Annotated in this window: 18 protein-coding genes; 6 read left to right on the top strand and 12 right to left on the bottom strand. The window is 59.1% G+C overall.

The features are described 5' to 3' along the window. The first annotated feature begins 7 nt into the window (after positions 1-7). Genes ACP15V_RS01665 through ACP15V_RS01655 form a run of 3 tightly spaced genes read left to right on the top strand, consistent with a single transcriptional unit; the run spans position 8 to position 1,491 of the window. Positions 8-796, top strand: coding sequence for a heme ABC transporter permease (locus ACP15V_RS01665; RefSeq protein ID WP_424941945.1), 789 nt, complete (start codon positions 8-10; stop codon positions 794-796). Beyond that, positions 789-941: a heme exporter protein CcmD gene (gene ccmD / locus ACP15V_RS01660; RefSeq protein WP_424941944.1), complete on the top strand. Its 153-nt coding sequence runs from the start codon at positions 789-791 to the stop codon at positions 939-941. Before ACP15V_RS01665 ends, ccmD begins: the two co-directional genes overlap by 8 nt. Continuing rightward, complete coding sequence (locus tag ACP15V_RS01655; RefSeq protein ID WP_424941943.1) at positions 934-1,491, top strand: DsbE family thiol:disulfide interchange protein; 558 nt, start codon at positions 934-936, stop codon at positions 1,489-1,491. Before ccmD ends, ACP15V_RS01655 begins: the two co-directional genes overlap by 8 nt. A 141-nt stretch (positions 1,492-1,632) precedes the next feature. Here the strand turns inward: ACP15V_RS01655 and ACP15V_RS01650 are convergent, their stop codons facing one another. Together ACP15V_RS01650 and acnA are read right to left on the bottom strand one after the other, a co-directional pair. Beyond that, positions 1,633-2,343 (bottom strand): SDR family NAD(P)-dependent oxidoreductase, encoded by a 711-nt coding sequence (locus tag ACP15V_RS01650; RefSeq protein ID WP_424941942.1) that lies wholly within the window; start codon positions 2,341-2,343, stop codon positions 1,633-1,635. A 117-nt stretch (positions 2,344-2,460) separates the two neighbouring features. Beyond that, the gene (gene acnA, locus ACP15V_RS01645) at positions 2,461-5,211 is read right to left on the bottom strand and encodes an aconitate hydratase AcnA (protein WP_424941941.1); all 2,751 of its coding nucleotides are present in this window, start codon (positions 5,209-5,211) and stop codon (positions 2,461-2,463) included. A 217-nt stretch (positions 5,212-5,428) separates the two neighbouring features. On the opposite strand from acnA, the gene ACP15V_RS01640 reads away from it, so the two are divergent. Beyond that, positions 5,429-6,148 carry a DUF1223 domain-containing protein gene (locus ACP15V_RS01640; protein WP_424941940.1) on the top strand — a complete coding sequence of 240 codons (720 nt, stop codon included), beginning with the start codon at positions 5,429-5,431 and terminating at the stop codon, positions 6,146-6,148. Between the two features lie 135 nt (positions 6,149-6,283). Here the strand turns inward: ACP15V_RS01640 and ACP15V_RS01635 are convergent, their stop codons facing one another. The 4 genes from ACP15V_RS01635 to purB all read right to left on the bottom strand — a co-directional run bounded on the left by ACP15V_RS01635 (position 6,284) and on the right by purB (position 10,050). After that, positions 6,284-7,177, bottom strand: coding sequence for a lysophospholipid acyltransferase family protein (locus tag ACP15V_RS01635; protein WP_424941939.1), 894 nt, complete (start codon positions 7,175-7,177; stop codon positions 6,284-6,286). A gap of 122 nt (positions 7,178-7,299) precedes the next feature. Beyond that, positions 7,300-8,346, bottom strand: a complete 1,047-nt coding sequence (locus tag ACP15V_RS01630; protein ID WP_424942709.1) for a flagellar motor switch protein FliG — start codon at positions 8,344-8,346, stop codon at positions 7,300-7,302. 171 nt (positions 8,347-8,517) lie between these two features. Beyond that, positions 8,518-8,679, bottom strand: a complete 162-nt coding sequence (locus ACP15V_RS01625) for a hypothetical protein (RefSeq protein ID WP_424941938.1) — start codon at positions 8,677-8,679, stop codon at positions 8,518-8,520. Positions 8,680-8,745: 66 nt separating this feature from the next. After that, entirely contained in the window at positions 8,746-10,050 is a 1,305-nt protein-coding gene (gene purB, locus ACP15V_RS01620) for an adenylosuccinate lyase (protein WP_424941937.1), read from the bottom strand. A 114-nt stretch (positions 10,051-10,164) separates the two neighbouring features. On the opposite strand from purB, the gene ACP15V_RS01615 reads away from it, so the two are divergent. Next, a complete protein-coding gene (locus ACP15V_RS01615; protein ID WP_424941936.1) occupies positions 10,165-10,488 on the top strand; it encodes a hypothetical protein in 324 nt (107 codons plus the stop codon). Beyond that, on the top strand, positions 10,485-10,910 hold the full coding sequence (locus ACP15V_RS01610) for a DUF6314 family protein (protein ID WP_424941935.1): 426 nt from the start codon (positions 10,485-10,487) through the stop codon (positions 10,908-10,910). Before ACP15V_RS01615 ends, ACP15V_RS01610 begins: the two co-directional genes overlap by 4 nt. A gap of 324 nt (positions 10,911-11,234) precedes the next feature. Here ACP15V_RS01610 and ACP15V_RS01605 read toward each other — a convergent pair whose 3' ends face one another. The 6 genes from ACP15V_RS01605 to ACP15V_RS01580 form a co-directional block, all read right to left on the bottom strand. Continuing rightward, on the bottom strand, positions 11,235-12,737 hold the full coding sequence (locus ACP15V_RS01605) for a replicative DNA helicase (RefSeq protein ID WP_424941934.1): 1,503 nt from the start codon (positions 12,735-12,737) through the stop codon (positions 11,235-11,237). Positions 12,738-12,907: 170 nt separating this feature from the next. Beyond that, the gene (locus tag ACP15V_RS01600; protein ID WP_424941933.1) at positions 12,908-13,588 is read right to left on the bottom strand and encodes an orotate phosphoribosyltransferase; all 681 of its coding nucleotides are present in this window, start codon (positions 13,586-13,588) and stop codon (positions 12,908-12,910) included. A gap of 101 nt (positions 13,589-13,689) precedes the next feature. Beyond that, complete coding sequence (gene pyrC / locus ACP15V_RS01595) at positions 13,690-14,730, bottom strand: dihydroorotase (RefSeq protein ID WP_424941932.1); 1,041 nt, start codon at positions 14,728-14,730, stop codon at positions 13,690-13,692. 50 nt (positions 14,731-14,780) lie between these two features. Further along, complete coding sequence (locus tag ACP15V_RS01590; protein ID WP_424941931.1) at positions 14,781-15,206, bottom strand: hypothetical protein; 426 nt, start codon at positions 15,204-15,206, stop codon at positions 14,781-14,783. Between the two features lie 74 nt (positions 15,207-15,280). Then, positions 15,281-16,222: a phosphoadenosine phosphosulfate reductase gene (locus tag ACP15V_RS01585; protein ID WP_424941930.1), complete on the bottom strand. Its 942-nt coding sequence runs from the start codon at positions 16,220-16,222 to the stop codon at positions 15,281-15,283. A 127-nt stretch (positions 16,223-16,349) separates the two neighbouring features. Continuing rightward, positions 16,350-17,396, bottom strand: coding sequence for a glycosyltransferase family 2 protein (locus ACP15V_RS01580; protein WP_424941929.1), 1,047 nt, complete (start codon positions 17,394-17,396; stop codon positions 16,350-16,352). Positions 17,397-17,398 lie beyond the last annotated feature (2 nt).

The raw sequence follows: 17,398 nt of genomic DNA, 5'->3' as shown, positions 1-17,398 counted from the left end.
AAACCCGATGACACAGACAACGACCAACCGTTCCGAAAAAAGGTCGCTCGGCCAGCGCATGAACGCGCTGTGGGAATATGCCAACCCGGTGAAGTTCATGGCCCTGTCGGGCAAAGTGCTGCCCTGGGCCATTGCCCTGTGCGTCCTCACCCTTGTGCCTGGCCTGATCTGGGGCTTCTTCTTCACCCCCGAAGCCGCCAATTTCGGCAATTCTGTCAAGATCATCTATGTGCATGTGCCGTCCTCTACGATGGCGATCAACATCTGGGTGATGATGCTGGTGACCTCGCTGATCTGGCTCATTCGTCGCCACCATGTGTCGGCGTTGGCGGCCAAGGCCGCCGCGCTGATCGGGGTGACCATGACGGTGATTTCGCTGATCACGGGGGCGGTTTGGGGGCAACCGATGTGGGGCACCTATTGGGCTTGGGATCCGCGCCTGACCTCGTTCTTGATCCTCTTTCTGTTTTACCTCGGTTACATGGCGCTGTGGGCCGCGATCGAGAACCCGGATACCGCCGCCGACCTGACCTCGGTCCTGTGCGTCGTAGGGTCGGTCTTTGCGCTTCTGTCACGCTACGCGGTGAATTTCTGGAACCAGGGCCTGCATCAGGGCGCGTCCCTGTCGCTCGATAAGGAAGAACATGTGGCCAATGTCTATTGGCAGCCTTTGGTGCTGGCGATCATCGGCTTCGGGTTCCTTTTTGTGGTGCTGCTGCTGATCCGCACCCGCACCGAAGTGCGCCGCCGTCGCCTGCATGCCCTGATGGCCCGTGAAAGGATGATCGATGCTTGAGCTTGGAAAATATGCCGACGCAATCCTGTGGTCCTGGGGGCTGACCCTGCTTCTGGTCGGATTGCTGATTTTCGTGACCCTGCGCACAAGCCGCAAGGTGAAGGCGGATTTGACCGCCGCTGAGGAGCGCCGCAAAAATGGCTGAGAAGAAAAAGATTTCCCCGCTGATGATCCTGCCGCCGGTGCTGTTTGCAGCCCTCGCTGGCATGTTCCTGTGGGGCATGTCCAATGGCAAAGACCCGCGTGCCTTGCCGTCCACCCGCGAAGGGGGCACCGTGCCCGCACTGTCGGTGTCGCCCTTGGGCACCGGGGTGGAGTTCACCCAGGAAGAGCTGAAAACTGGCGGCGTAAAGCTGGTCAACTTCTGGGCCAGCTGGTGTGCGCCTTGCCGGGTGGAACACCCGCAACTGGAAACGCTGGCGCGCGATGGCGTGACCATTTACGGCATCAATTACAAGGATGAAGACACCAAGGCGCTGCGGTTTCTGGAAGAACTGGGCAACCCTTATGTGGCGTTGATGGCTGACAAGAAAGGCCGCACCGGGCTTGATTGGGGGCTGTATGGCGTGCCGGAAACCTTCGTGATCGACAAGGACGGGGTGATCATCAAACGGTTTGCCGGACCGATCACCGAAAGCGTTCTGGACACGATCATCCGCCCCGCCATCGCCGAGGCCGGGCAAGCAGGCAGCTGATCCCAGCGCAGGGCTTAGGCCGCCAGATGCAGTAAAATCAGAAAGCCCGCAAATGCGAGGGCTTCGAAAACCGGAAAGGGGATATGTCGCAGGATTTGCCGCATGTCCCCTTTTTGCATCAAGGGTTTAAGAAATGGTGTGTTACAGCCGATAACCACCGGAGACTGTCAGAACCTCTCCGGTGATGAACCCCGCGGCCTCGCTGAGCAAAAACCGGGCGGGGCCTGCGATATCAGACGGCTGGCCATTGCGCCCCAGGGCACTGTCCGTCCGAATGTCCGCCTGAACCTCCTCCGGGCGTGGCGCATAAGACCGCTCAATCGGGCCGGGGGCGATGGCGTTCACGCGAATGCCGCGCGGCCCCAGCGCCTTGGCCTGCGCCTTTGTCATGGCAATCAGCGCCGCTTTGCTGGCCGCGTAGGCGCCCGCACTGGCAGGCGGGGAAAAGGCATTGACAGATGCGACGTTCAGGACGGCGGATCCATCCGGCATATGGGGCAGGGCCGCAGCCACCAGCGCCGCCGGGGCGGTGACATTCACCTGATACATGGCCGCGTGTTGCGCAGGATCCATATCCTCGATCGGAGTTTCCGCGACAATTGCCGCGTTGTTCACAATGGCGTCGATTTTCCCAAAGGCGGATACGGCCATTTTGACCACCTCTGCCGGTTCATCCGGATTGGTGAAGTCTGCGCGGATCGCAAGGTTGCCCGGGTTCTTGGCGACAAAAATTTTGCCCGGCGTTTTGTCCGAAAAATAGGTCAGGATCACCCGGTGATCGCGCACCAGATCATCGGCAATCGCCCGGCCAATCCCGCGCGCGCCACCTGTGATGAGAACGGTTTTGGTCATCTGTCTCTCCTGTTCGCCTTAAAAGGGTAACAGGTTGGGCGTGCAGAGAAAATGACAATCGGAGGGGAATGAGGAAACCCGCCCGAAACGACGCGTTTCCTGGTGGTGAGGCCCGGATTAGCTTTTGGCCAGATTGCGCAGCACGTAATGCAGCACCCCACCATTTTCGACATATTCCACCTCAACCTCGGTATCGATCCGGCATTTCAGCGTGATCTCTTTTTCCGAGCCATCGGCATAGGTGATGGTGCAGGGCACGTTGCTCAGCGGTTTCAGATCGCCTTCCAGCCCGCTGATCGAAACGGTTTCCTCGCCCGTCAGCTTCAGGGTCTTGCGCGTGTCGCCGCCGGTGAATTCGAACGGGATCACACCCATGCCTACGAGGTTTGAACGGTGGATGCGTTCAAAGCTTTCGGCAATCACCGCTTTTACGCCCAATAGGTTGGTGCCCTTGGCCGCCCAGTCGCGGCTGGAGCCTGCGCCATATTGCACCCCGCCGAAGACGACCAGCGGCGTGCCCTTGGCCTGATAGGCCATGGCCGCGTCATAGATCGACGCCTTTGTGCCATCTGGCCCCTTGGTATAGCCGCCTTCGACGCCATCCAGCATCTCGTTCTTGATGCGGATATTGGCGAAGGTGCCGCGCATCATCACCTCGTGGTTGCCGCGCCGCGAGCCGTAGGAATTGAACTCGCGCGGTTCAACGCCGTGATCCAGCAGGTACTGGCCTGCGGGCGAGGTGGTGGGGAAAGACCCGGCCGGTGAGATGTGGTCGGTGGTGATCATGTCGCCCAGCACCGCCAGCACCCGTGCGCCAGTGATATCGGCAATCTTGCCCGGCTCTTTCGCCATGCCCTGGAAGTAAGGCGGGTTCTGGATATAGGTCGAGGCGGCGGGCCAGTCATAGGTTTCATCCCCGGTGGTCTCCACCGCCTGCCATTTCTCATCGCCCTTGAAGACGTCGGCATATTTCGACTGGAACGCCTCGCGGGTCACGGTTTTCTCAACCAGCTCCGCGATTTCTTCGGTGCTGGGCCAGATGTCTTTCAGATAAACATCCTTGCCGTTTTTATCCTGCGCAATCGGGTCGTTGACCAGGTCGATATTCATATCGCCCGCCAGCGCATAGGCCACCACCAGAGGCGGCGAGGCCAGATAGTTTGCGCGCACGTCCGGCGAAATCCGACCTTCGAAATTGCGGTTGCCCGACAGGACCGAGGTTGCCACCAGATCGCCCTCGGCAATCGCTTCGGACAGCTCTTTCTGGATCGGGCCAGAGTTGCCGATGCAAGTGGTGCAGCCATAACCCACCAGGTTGAAGCCAATCGCATCCAGATCTTCCTGCAGGCCGGCGGCCTCAAGATAGGCGGACACAACTTGGGACCCGGGTGCGAGCGAGGTCTTCACCCACGGCTTGCGGTTCAATCCCAAAGCGCGCGCCTTTCGCGCCACCAGACCGGCGCCGATCATCACATAGGGGTTTGAAGTGTTGGTGCAGGAGGTGATCGAAGCGATCACCACCGACCCGTCACGGATCGAGTAATCCTCGCCCTTGACCGCCACCGATTTGCGCGGGTCCGCCGGGGCTTCGGGCGCGGGGCCTTCGGCGGCCATTTCTTCGGCTTCCGGATCCGCATCAATCCCGCGATATTCGTTCACGACGTCAAGAAATGCGGTCGCGGCCTGATCCAGCGGGGTGTAATCTTGCGGGCGTTTCGGACCAGAGATCGCGGGCACAATTGTGCCCATATCCAGCGAGAGCGTGTCGGTGTAGATCGGCGCATAGTCTGCGTCGCGCCACAAACCATTGGCCTTCGCATAGGCCTCGACCAGCGCAATACGGTCTTCGTCGCGACCGGTATTGCGCAAATAGCGCAGGGTCTCGTCGTCAATGGGGAAGAAGCCGCAGGTTGCGCCGTATTCCGGTGCCATATTTGCAATCGTCGCCCGGTCGGCCAATGGCAAGCGATCAAGCCCTTCGCCGTAAAATTCGACAAACTTGCCAACCACACCTTTGGCGCGCAGCATTTCGACCACCTTCAACACAAGGTCCGTGCCGGTCGTGCCCTCGACCATCGCGCCCGTCAGTTCAAACCCGACAACTTCGGGGATCAGCATCGAAATCGGCTGGCCCAGCATCGCGGCCTCGGCCTCGATCCCGCCCACACCCCAGCCCAGAACGGCCACGCCGTTGACCATGGTTGTGTGGCTGTCCGTGCCCACCAACGTGTCCGGATAGGCCACCTGTTCGCCGTTCTGATCTTCGTCCGACCAGACGGTCTGGGCCAGATATTCCAGGTTCACCTGGTGGCAGATGCCGGTGCCCGGGGGCACAACGCGGAAGTTGTTGAACGCAGACTGGCCCCATTTCAGGAAAGTATAGCGTTCCAGGTTGCGTTCATATTCGCGGTCCACGTTCATCTGGAACGCGCGCGGATTGCCAAATTCGTCGATCATGACCGAGTGGTCGATGACCAGATCCACGGGGTTGAGCGGATTGATCAACTGCGCGTCCCCCCCCAGCGCCTTGATCCCATCCCGCATGGCGGCCAGGTCAACCACGGCGGGGACGCCAGTGAAATCCTGCATCAACACACGGGCCGGGCGATAGGCAATTTCGCGCGGGTTTTTTCCGCCGTTTTTGCCCCAATCGGCAAAAGCCTTGATGTCATCGACGCTGATGGTGCGGCCGTCATCTTCGAACCGCAGCATGTTTTCGAGCACCACTTTCAAAACGGCGGGCAGGCGCGAAAAGTCTCCGAGACCGGCTTTCTGGGCTGCGGGAATGGAATAATAGGAGATAGAAGTGTCGCCAACTTTCAACGACTTACGGGACTGAATACTGTCGGATCCTACGGTGATAGTCATAAAATGGCTCCCTTATGGTGTGGGTTCACGGGGGTTGCTGCTACGGTTGTCGCCCAGATCGTGAGGTGGTTTCAAGGGTGAGTATATTGTGGTATGCATTTGTATACCAAATTCTCCAAATCAAGGCCCAACTGTAACAATCTGCTCGCAAAACCTTGATTGGCCCCAACGCCTGCGCTGCGTTATCACGGGGGAAGAAGACGGATGAGGTGAATTGATGCGGGCAATATACGGCACTGCACTGGCCATGATGATGACCATCGGATCGGCGATGGCTGGTGAAAGGTCGCTTGTGGTGGTAGAGCTTTTTACATCACAGGGCTGTTCGTCCTGTCCGCCTGCCGATCAGTTGTTATCGGATATGTCTTCGCGCGAAGACCTTCTGCCGCTGGCGTTTCACGTGGATTACTGGGACTATATCGGCTGGAAAGATACCTTTGCGCAACCGCAATTTACCGACCGTCAGGAAGGCTATCGCCGGGCGGTCCAGGCGCGGTATAAATACACGCCACAAATGGTCATTGGCGGGGTCACCCATGCGGTGGGCAACCGCCCGATGGAAGTGTTTGATGCGTTGGAAAAACACCGCGACTTGATGGGGCAGGTCATGTTGTCGGCCGAGCCCGACGATCAGGGGGGGGCCGTTGTAAAGGCCTATGCGGTAACCCATAACGTGCCCGAAGCACCGATGGTGGCCTTGCTTGTAAACTTCATGCCACGTCAAACCGTGATGATCACCCGCGGGGAAAATGCGGGCCACCAGATCACCTATTCCAATGTCGTGACCAGGCTGGATGCCGTGGCCAGTTGGGACGGAGCGGGTGAGCTGGAGCTGACCTTGCCCACGCTTGGCGAAGGGGCAGCGGCGCTGATTTTGCAATCCATAACGGACAAAGGGTATCCCGGTCCGGTTCAGGCTGCGATCCGGTTAAACTGATCCGTTTCGGGATAAACCTCAGCGGCATGTTTGCCGCGAAACACCCAGGACCTTGATATCGCTGACTGGGTTTCGGTTTTCGCCTGTGCGAGATGAACACCGAAACGCTTCAAGACCCCGGCCTGTGCGGTCTTATCAGCTGCCGTCTTGACGATTGTCCGGGATCTGCCAGCGGTTATGGATCCACAGAAATTGATCCATATTGTCGCGCACCCGCGCTTCCAGACTATCATTGATCGCCTGCATCATTTCCTTCGGGTCGCCATGGGGGATCGGCTCTTCGATCACCATGTCAAAATCCACCCCGTTTTCGCGGCGGATCCCATAGGCGCAAAATAGCATTGCATCGTATTTCAGTGCCATTTCGGCTGCTGAAATAGGGGTCAACGCATCTCGACCAAAGAACGACAACCGTTCGCCATCATCCGCCCGTTGATCGGCAAGAATGGCAATCATGTTGCCGTCTTTTAGGTGGCGCAACATGTCGGTCAGGCCGCGGCGACCTTGAGGGAAAATTGGTTTGGCCACGGTTTCCAGCGCGCGGCGGTAGTAGCGATCGAAATACTTGTTGGCAAAGGGCCGAAAAAGCGCACCAATCGAAAACCCGTTCTGAACCATGGCAAGCCGCATCACGTCGTAATTGCCGAAATGACCGGACACGCCGATGATTGGGCGCCCGTCATCGCGCGCTTTGATCAGCGCCTCGACACCGGGACCGGATAGCTCCAGCTTGCCCAGGTGGCGCACAAAATCATCGGATGAAAACAGTTCGGCCAACACCCGCCCCGCATTGTTGGGAACGGCACGTTCCAGGCGTTTTACCTCGGCCGGGTCCATGTCCGGAAAGATCAGGCGCAGATTGTTTCGGACCCGCTTGCGATAGCCTGCAACCGGAGCGACCAGGGCCGATGTCAACCAGCCGATGGTTCTGATCCGCGCGCGGTAAGGTAGCAATTTGGGTAAGCCAAGCACGGCACGCAGGGCCAGATAAGCCATGTAAGCCCGGGGTTCAAACTCCGATTTCGCCATGAGACCCCTTTAGCTTGCCGGCAGTTCCCGCTGTTACGGGCAATGGTCATGGATCTGGTATAATTCCGGACCTCACTGACCGCAAGCCAATCGCGTTTGGCAGTTAGTGCCTGCGCGCAGCACTATTCTTCATCTTCGGCAATCAACAGAATTTCGCCTGCGCCTTCCATCTCGCGGATACGCGAAACGACGTCATTCATCGCGGCCTCACCATCCGAGGCCTTGACCTTACCGAGGGTCTGCATCTCTTCGCGGATCTGTTCGGCCATGCGTTTCGACATGGCGCCGAGGATGAATTCGGCGGCCGCTTCCAGCTCGCCCGTTGCGGCGGCCAATGCGGTGATCAGCACGGCCTGATCGATATCTTTGGTGATCTTCGGCACGTCGCGCGGATCGATCCGAGCCGGGATATTGGCAAAGGTAAAGATGGCTTTGCGCACCTCTTCGGCAAAGACCTGATCTTCCTCGTCCAGCCCTGTCAACACATCATCGCGCGTGGCCGCGGGCGAGAAGTTCAGGATCGCGCCGACCCGTTCCACCGGCCCTTCTGCAAAGGCGCTGACCGGTTGGGCATCCAGCTGTTCTGCCAAAGAGCGGCCAATCCGATCCACCACATTCGGTTCGATATTGCCGGTGAGCGACACGGCATAGGCCACCTTGCGGGCGCGCGGCCCGGGCAATTGGCCCAAAAGCTCAGCCGCGACCGAGACCTTCAACTTTGATAACAAAACGGCTGCCACTTCGGTGCTTTCGCTTTCCAACACGGGCAAAAGTCTCTTCGGATCAAGCCCGGCAATGGTTTCCCAAGGATTGCCCGCCACTTTAACCCCGGCATTTTTGCGCACCCGCGCGATCATGCCCGGATCAAGCGAGCCATCAAGGATGCTCAACGCCCCTTCCAACCCGCCGGGAAAGGTCAGCCCCACCGCATCGATTTCAGCCAGAAACTCTTCGATGACCGCGGTGACCGTGGCCTTGTCCACCAGCCGCATGTCCGACAGGAGCTCGATCAGATCAGATTGCATCGATTCAGGCAGATCTGCCAGGGGCAGCTGGGCCCCTTCCGACAGCAACAACCGTACGATAATGGCGGCTTTTTTCTTTTTTGTCAGGTGCGGCACTGACGACATTTGCCCGCCCATCTGGCCAGGCATGGACGGTTGGGGCATTCCCATGGCCCCAAGGTCCGGCAGATCGCCGGGCAAAACCACATCGCTGTCCATCGGTGTAAGCGCGTTGCTCAAAGTCCGCTCCAGTATCCCGTTTTGTGGGCACTGTGCCAGAGCGGTGTTAACAGCCGCTTACCCTATGGCCGGAAAGATAAAATTGCAGCCAAGAGATCAGCCGGAGACCACCGGCACGCAGGTCTTGCTGTCATCGTCCCAGACATGTCCCGCGACACAGCTTTGCGCCTGTTTTGAGTGCCTTTCACAGGCTTGGGCAGGAGAAAGAAGCAATGTGACGGTCAGACTGAGCCCAACCAGAAATGTACGAATGAACATGGGGCCCTCCATAGTGAAGAGCCCCATGATACCACAAATCGCGATTTTCCTGAAATTGGGTGGCGATTACGCGCCGAACACCCGCTTGAAAATCGTGTCGACATGTTTGGTGTGATAGCCCATGTCGAATTTCTCGTTGATGGCGTCGACGCCAAGTGCCGCGACAACGGCTTCATCCGCCAGCAGCAATTCACGGAAATCAAGGCGTTCTTCCCAGACCTTCAGCGCATTGCGTTGCACCATCGAATAGGCGTCTTCGCGCGACACACCTGCTTGGGTCAGCGCCAGCAATACGCGTTGGCTCATCACCAGGCCGGGGAATTTGTTCATATTGTCCAGCATGTTGTCGGGGAAGATCAGCATCTTGTCCACGACGCCGGCCAGACGATGCAGGGCAAAGTCGAGGGTCACAGTGGCATCTGGCCCAATTGCGCGTTCCACCGACGAATGCGAGATGTCGCGCTCGTGCCACAGTGCCACGTTTTCCATCGCGGGCACCACGGCCATCCGCACCAAACGGGCCAGACCGGTCAGGTTTTCGGTCAGCACCGGGTTTTTCTTGTGCGGCATCGCGGACGAGCCCTTTTGGCCCATCGAGAAGAACTCGGCCCCTTCCAGAACCTCGGTGCGCTGCATGTGGCGGATTTCTACGGCGATGTTTTCGATCGAGCTGGCAATCACACCGAGCGTCGCAAAGAACATGGCGTGGCGGTCGCGCGGGATCACCTGTGTGCTGATCGGCTCTGGGCGCAGGCCCAGCTTCTCGCAGACATGTTCCTCAACCGCCGGATCGATATTGGCGAAGGTGCCCACCGCGCCGGAAATCGCGCCGGTGGCAATTTCGTAACGGGCCTTTTCCAGACGGTTCTTGTTGCGATCCATTTCCGCATAGAAGCGCGCGAAGGTCAGACCCATCGTGGTCGGTTCGGCGTGGATGCCGTGGCTGCGGCCCACACGCACCGTGTCTTTATGTTCAAACGCGCGTTTTTTCAGCGCGGCCAGCACCTTGTCCATGCCGTCCAGCAGGATGTCAGCGGCGCGCACCAGTTGCACGTTCAGGCAGGTGTCCAGCACGTCGGACGAGGTCATGCCTTGGTGCACAAAACGGGCCTCTTCCGACCCAACATGTTCGGCCAGGTGGGTGAGAAAGGCGATCACGTCATGTTTGGTCACGGCTTCGATTTCATCGATCCGCGCCACGTCAAATTCCACGTCTTTCGCTTTCCAGACCGCGTCGGCGTTTTCACGCGGGATGACACCCAGATCGGCCATCGCGTCGCAGGCATGGGCCTCGATCTCGTACCAGATCTTGAACTTGGTTTCGGGCGACCAGATGGCGACCATTTCGGGGCGGGAATAGCGTGGGATCATGTCACGGCCTTTTTACGTTGTGGCTCCGGTTGGCGCTGTCATAGACTGCCGCAGTGCGGCAAACAAGAGAAGGGCGCGCAGATGGGGCGGATTGCGGCGCTGTTAGCGACATTCATGCTGGGAAATGTCCCGATTGCAGGCGCGGATGAGGGGTTTCATCCAACGAATGGCGATGAGATTCGTACCGTTCTGACTGATGCCCGGGTGAATTACCTGGGCAAAGATCAGGGCGTGTGGCAGATCTTTCACGCGGATGGGCGCACGTTTTATGCCGCAGGGGCGGGCGAAAGCTGGGGCACATGGTTTGTTCAGGGCGACCAATATTGCTCGACTTGGGGCGCGTCGCCCCTTGCCAGCTACTATGACATGGCGCGCAATGGTGATGCGGTGCGCTTTATCGGGTCGCGTGGTGATATCTATGAAGGGGTGGTGAAGTGAGTTTGCAACTTGCCGATTTTGAAGGGCGCTGGCTGATCACCCGCCGGATCGAAGACGCCAAGGCGGGCAGTTCCGGGGCTTTTGACGGGGTCGCCACGTTCATCCCGGATGTCGAGGGCTTTGTCTATGACGAGGTTGGCGAGCTGCGCCTGCCCACTGGTCCAAATGGGTCCACCACCATGCAGGCCACCCGCCGGTACCTATGGCGGCCGGACCCGGACGGCGTGCGTGTGCTGTTTGACGATGGGCGCGATTTCCACCGCATCGGCCTTGCGGGCGATACCGCCACCGGGTTTCACCACTGCCCACCAGATGATTACGAGGTCAGCTACGCCTTCACCCGCTGGCCAAACTGGCGGTCGACCTGGCGGGTCAGCGGGCCGCGCAAGGATTACATGATGATCACCGATTACCGCCGCTGAACCCGACATTCCAAGCGTTTGCAACGGAGATTGAAATGCGCGAGCACCGCGTCGCGGCGCAATCGCCGTTGGGCCGATGCTGCGCGGCAGGGCCTCCGGCCTCAGTCAAACCTGGAAACACGCCATCGGATATCCCGACCCGGTGGCCGCTTCCTCTTGCAAAAAATTCCTCCGCCGGAGGCATCCGTCCTATCCACATACTCCGCGTTTTTTGGGGGGGACCCCCGGGCAAAACAAAAGGACCCCCAGAATTTACCTCTTGGGGGCCCTTGCTCGATAGGCGGGGCCCCGTGAGTGGTGCACCCTACCGTGAAATGTCGTTGATCAGTAGTCCGGTTCGGACCCTTGCTGCCATTGCTGCACAAGGTTGCCAAAGCGGGTGAAGCGCGCCTCGAAGCTCAGCTCCACCGTGCCAATTGGACCGTGACGCTGCTTGCCCAGGATGACTTCGGCCTTGCCGTGCAGGCGCTCCATCTCTTCTTGCCAGGCGGCAATCCGGTCCAGCTCGTGATCGCCCGGTTTCTCGCGTTCCTTATAATATTCTCCGCGATAGACGAACATCACCACGTCGGCATCCTGTTCGATCGAGCCCGATTCCCGCAGGTCGCTGAGTTGCGGGCGTTTGTCATCACGGCTTTCCACCTGACGTGACAGCTGTGACAGGGCAATCACCGGGATATTCAACTCTTTCGCAATCGCCTTCATCCCCATGGAAATCTCGGCAATCTCGTTCACCCGGTTGTCGGCCATGCCGCGGCAAAGCTGCAGATAGTCGACAATCAGCAGGTCCAAGCCATGGGTCCGCTTCAAACGCCGCGCCCGCGCCGCCAGCTGTGAAATGGGCAAGGCCGGGGTGTCGTCGATGAAGAGCGGGCAGGCCTCAAGATCCTTGGCCGCCTGCACCAGACGACGGAACTCGTCTTCCTGGAAATCCCCCTGGCGAATGGTGTGCGAGGAAATCTCGGCCGCTTCGGCCAAAATCCGCCCCGCGAGCTGTTCGGCCGACATCTCAAGCGAGAAGAAGCCCACCACACCGCCATCAATCGCCCCTTCGGTTCCGTCGGGTTTCAGCCCCTTTTTATAGGCTTTGGCGACGTTGAACGCGATGTTGGTCGCCAGCGATGTTTTCCCCATCGAGGGACGCCCCGCCAGAATGATCAGGTCAGACGGGTGCAGGCCCCCCATCTTCTTGTCCAGATCAATCAGCCCGGTGGAAATCCCGGCCATGCCGCCACCCCGCTCATAGGCGGCATTGGCGTTTTGCACGGCGCCGGTGACGGCCTTGAGGAAGGATTGAAATCCGCTGTCGACCTGTCCGGCTTCGCCCAGCTTATAAAGCTGCTGTTCGGCCTCGACGATCTGTTCCTTGGGTTCGGACGAGATATCAACCTTGGCGGCCTTGGCGGAGATGTCTTCGCCCAGCCGGATCAGCTCGCGCCGGATCGCCAGATCATAGATCATCTGCGCATAGTCACGCGCCGCAAAAGATGAAATCGCCGCCCCCGCCAGACGGGCCAGATAGGCCGGGCCGCCCAGCTCCTTCAGCCCTTCGTCCTCTTCCATGAACGCCTTCAGCGTCACCGGGCTGGCCAGTGCGTTCTTGGCGATCCGGCTGGCGGCGATCTCATAGATCCGCTGGTGCACCGGTTCATAGAAATGCGAGGCATTGATGATCGAGGCGACCCGGTCGTAAACATCATTGTTGGTCAGGATCGCACCCAAAAGCTGCTGCTCCGCCTCAATGTGATGCGGCAGCACGCCTTGCATCTCTTCGGATGCATCAGGTGCGGCGGGCAGATTGCCCGGAATGGTGCTGATCTCGTTCATGCCAGTGTGTCCAGCCTCTGTCCCTTGGGTCGGTGTTTTACGCGCGAACCCCGGTTCAACGCAAAATGTATGTTTCTGTGAACATCATGTGGATAAGTCAAAGCACAGGCAGGACCCTACCATATTTGGTGGAGTCCCGCAAAAGGGTGCCTAAACTTGGTGGCGACCTGTTAGCTTTTCATCCGCTCGGCCTGCCAGGCGCGCGGGTCTTTCAGGAAACGTTCCACCTCGTCCAATGTCTCGGTTGTAAACGCCCCCTGTGCTTTCGCCTCAGCCAAAACATCCCACCAGGTGCATAGGTGAATAAGCTGAACACCATGATCGGACAGGGTTTTCTCGGTCTCGGGGAAGATGTCGTAATAGAAGACAACGGCGGTCGCACCGCAGGTCGCCCCCGTGTCGCGAATCGCATCCACAAATGACAGTTTCGAGCCGCCATCGGTGGTCAGATCTTCCACCAGCAATACCCGCTGCCCCTCCGACATCGCGCCTTCGATCCGCGCGTTCTTGCCATAGCCTTTGGGTTTCTTGCGCACATAGGTCATCGGCAGGGCCAGACGCTCGGCGACCCAGGCGGAAAACGGAATGCCCGCGGTTTCGCCGCCCGCGATATTGTCAAACGCCTCGAACCCCGCTTCGCGCATGATCGTCACAGACATGAAATCCATCAGGGTCGAGCGGATGCGCGGGAAGGAAATCAGCTTGCGGCAGTCGATATAGCTGGGCGAGGGCAGGCCCGACGCCAGCGTGAACGGCTCATCCGTGTTGAAATTCACCGCACCGATTTCCAAAAGCATCCGGGCGGTCAGACGGGCGATTTCTTCTTTTGCGGGGAAAGATGATGGGATCATGTGGCAGCTCCTTAATGGCAGATCGGGGCGGGGCGTCCGGGCGGGCCCGCCCGGAAAATTTAAATTTTCCGACCAACTTTCTTGGGAAGAAAATTGGTGTGTTATGTGGCGACTGACCAGTGAAGCGCAAAGCCGGGGTCAAACAGGGTGATCGGCCCGTCGGCTGTGGTGATCTTATCCGGGTAAGACACGGGATCGCCCTTGGTCAGGGTGATGGTGCCCTCATTGACCGGCAGGCCGTAGAAGGCCGGACCGTGGCGCGAGGCAAACCCTTCCAGTTTGTCGAGCGCGCCCTCCTGTTCGAACACCTCTGCCAGGCAAGACATGGTGTTGGTCGCGGTGAAACAGCCCGCGCAGCCACAGGCGCTTTCCTTGTTCGGGTCGGTGTGTGGTGCGCTGTCGGTGCCGAGAAAGAAGGTTTTATCTCCCGAAGTGGCTGCTTCGCGCAGGGCCAGGCGGTGCTCTTCGCGTTTGGCCACCGGCAGGCAATAATAATGCGGCTTGATCCCGCCCACCAGAATGTGGTTGCGGTTGATGATCAGGTGGTGCGTGGTGATTGTCGCCCCCAGATTGTCGCCGCCGGACCGCGCGTAATCGACACCGTTTTTTGTGGTGATATGCTCCATCACCACGCGCAGATCGGGATGGGCACGGCGGATCGGGTCCAGAACCCGGTCGATGAACACGGCTTCGCGGTCAAAAATGTCGATCTCGTGGTCGGTCACTTCACCATGCACGCAGAGCGGCAGACCGATTTCGGCCATTTTCTCAAACACGTTTGCGACCTTGGTGAAATCCTGCACGCCGGAAGACGAATTGGTGGTGGCGCCCGCCGGGTAAAGCTTCACCGCTTTGACCAGACCCGAGGCATGGGCGCGGGCCACGTCTTCCGGATCGGTATCTTCGGTCAGATACAGCACCATCAGCGGGTCAAAGCTCATGCCCGCAGGCAGGGCCTCCATGATCCGGCCATGATAGGCCTGCGCGTCCGCATGGGTGACCACGGGCGGCACAAGGTTGGGCATGATGATCGCGCGGCCAAAATGGCGTGCGGTTTCGGGCAGGACGGCCTTGAGCACCTCGCCATCGCGCAGGTGCAGGTGCCAGTCATCGGGGCGGCGGATTGTAATGGTCTGGGTCATCGCCTGTGTGATTAGACCAAGCCCGCCATACAGGGAAGGGCTTTATTGCTTCAGGCCTTACGCAACATCGCGGAAAATGGTTCCAGCACCTCGATATCATCCGCCTCCGGGCGATAAGGAATGCCCATGCCCGAGAAAACACCCTGCCGCCGGGCAAGTCGTTCCATAGGTAGCACACAGACACGGGTCTGTTCGCGGGTGGTGAAGAAGCGGGGGTCGGATTGGATCACGGGGGGCAGCAACGACGTGTCAAACACCTTGGCGCGCGTGGTTTTGATCACAACCCGATGGGTTGACCCCTCCAGCATATCGGGGTCTTCGCAACTCAGAAAGGCTTCGCGCAGTTCAGATTCGCGTTTGCGCAGTCGAGAGATCTGGCGACGTAGATCGGCCAGTTCCTCGGCCGGGTGAAGGGGCAGCAGAGCATCGGCCGGGCAGATCGGCGTTCCGCTCAATTTTTCTCGAATCTGTTTCATGTGACCACAATGCGGCCGCATTGGTTAATGCCTCATGAACATTTAGGGAACACCTGTGGGACCATGCGGCGTGTTCAGGCGTCTTCCAGTTCCAGATTTTCCTGCGCCTGCACCAAAGCCTTGCGGAAGCGGGGCGCATTGCGTCGCTCGACCACATGGCCGGAAAGCGCGGCCACCAGTTTGCTGCGTCCGGCCTGCTGCAGCTTGTCCAGGATCAGGCGCAGATAGGGCAGGTGGGTGCGGCGCTTGCGCAGGATACGGTGGGCTGTCAGGGGGGACAGTTTGCTTTCTCCGGCGGTCTGAATAAGGTCGGGCAGGACGTTCATCGACCAAAGTTCCGCAGGCAACCATTCCCCGAAATGGCGCAGTTTCAGCGGGTGAATATTGTCGCCCTGAAACAGGCTCGCATGCATCGCATCTTCGCGTTGCGCGGGGTCAAACAGCAGATAAACCGCCTCGGCCCCTTCCACCATATCGGGCGCATAGCCATAGCGGGAGGTGAAGTCGGTGCGGCGCATCTGCGGAAAACGGTGGTCCCACCCGGCGCGATTCATATCAAGCGTGGCCTGCGGGGCCACCGCAATCACCGTGGCGCCGGGGGCCACAACCGAATAGGCGCAGGCCGCATAGCCACAAGCGCCAGCCCCATAAAACACAACCTGGTCGAAATCTTCAAAGAATCCGTCATCCACCAGCCGATCAAAATAGCCATAAACGGATTTGTCCCGAAACCAGCTGTCGTCATGGGCGAGGATGCAGAGATTGGACCAGCCATTGTCGCGCACCAAGGACCATCCCATCGGCAAATGGTCGTCGCTTTGGCGTATGGTATCGACCGTTTCAAAGGTGACAATCAGGGTCGGGCCTTCGTCGGTCAGGATTGCGGAATGGCGCGGACCAACCGGTTCAAAATACCCCCGCTCTTCCCCCATCTCGTCAATGGCTTCTAACCATGCGTTGAAATCCGCTTCATCCAGATCAAACTCATCGACGTGGGTTGGGGTGTCATCCTGCATCTTCATACCTTCTGGCTCTGGCGTCTCTTAGGGACTAGCTAGAAAGTAATGCGGGCGCGATTGGGTGTGCAATGGGGCAAATCCGTGATTTGGCCTGCCCAATTTGTTAACTGTTTACCCCAAGGCATCAATGCCAGCCGCCACGCGCCCTTTGTGCATGGTCAAACAACTGACGCGCGAGTTTCAGAGGCAGCGGACGGGCCGGGGGCGACATCATCAAACGTCCCATCAACGCGCGATTGGGCTCTTCCAACATCAGTTCGTCAAAGCGGGATTTGCGCCAAGCTACGGATTTCTCGTGTAATTCCATCAGCCTGTCATCCTCGCGATAGCGATGCAGATGGCTGTCGCGCAGCGGATCACAGGCGCGAATCGTCTGATCCTCCACATCCGACCAGTTGCGTTCGGTCCAGTAATCCAACCCCAACAGATCCCCTTGATGCACCGCGCGCCCCCGGTCGCGTTTCAGGATATAGCTTTCCATCGCCCCAAGGGCATAGTGGTTGAGCTGTGCCAACCCGTAATTGGGCCGGCCAAACGGCGAGAAAATCTGCCCTTTCTGAAATCGCGTCTCAAGCGCGCGCCCATGCCCGTCGAACCAGCGGGTGGCTTCGACCTTGCCCTCCACCGGGCTGCGCGGGCGATGCACGCCAAGTTTCTTGTAGGCACCGTTGTTGCGATACAGCGTTTTGAACATGTAGGCGCGCCAGGGCCAATACATCACGTCCGGCGCGGCGCGGGTGAAGATCTCGGTCACCGGCTGGTCCTGAAAGCGTAGCTGTCCGGCATTGCCAAACAGTCGCCAGGTGATCGGGATGGCGTCCGCGTCTGGTAAGGCGTCAATCAGGGCGGACAGCGTATGGTCCCCCACATGGATGTTCACAAACTCATCAATATCCAGCGTCATCAGCCAGTCGGCTGTTTTGACCAGCGGGTGCTTGTCAGCGATTTTGTAGCCGGTCCACTGGATGCCGCCCTGCCCATAGGGGCCGTCATTGCGGATATGGGCAACCTCACCCATCTGTTCCAAACGGTCCAGCATGGCATCGGTGCCATCATCACAATCATTGGACAGGATCAGAAAATCGGTGAACCCGATGCCCTTGTGATGGGCCAGCCATTCCAAAAGGAACGCGCCTTCATTGCGCACACAAAGGACAGCGGTGAAGCGCATGG

Origin of the sequence: Aliiroseovarius crassostreae (assembly GCF_049803815.1) — a bacterium.
GTDB classification, from domain to species: domain Bacteria; phylum Pseudomonadota; class Alphaproteobacteria; order Rhodobacterales; family Rhodobacteraceae; genus Aliiroseovarius; species Aliiroseovarius crassostreae_A.
This window is presented reverse-complemented; position numbering and strand designations above follow the sequence as displayed.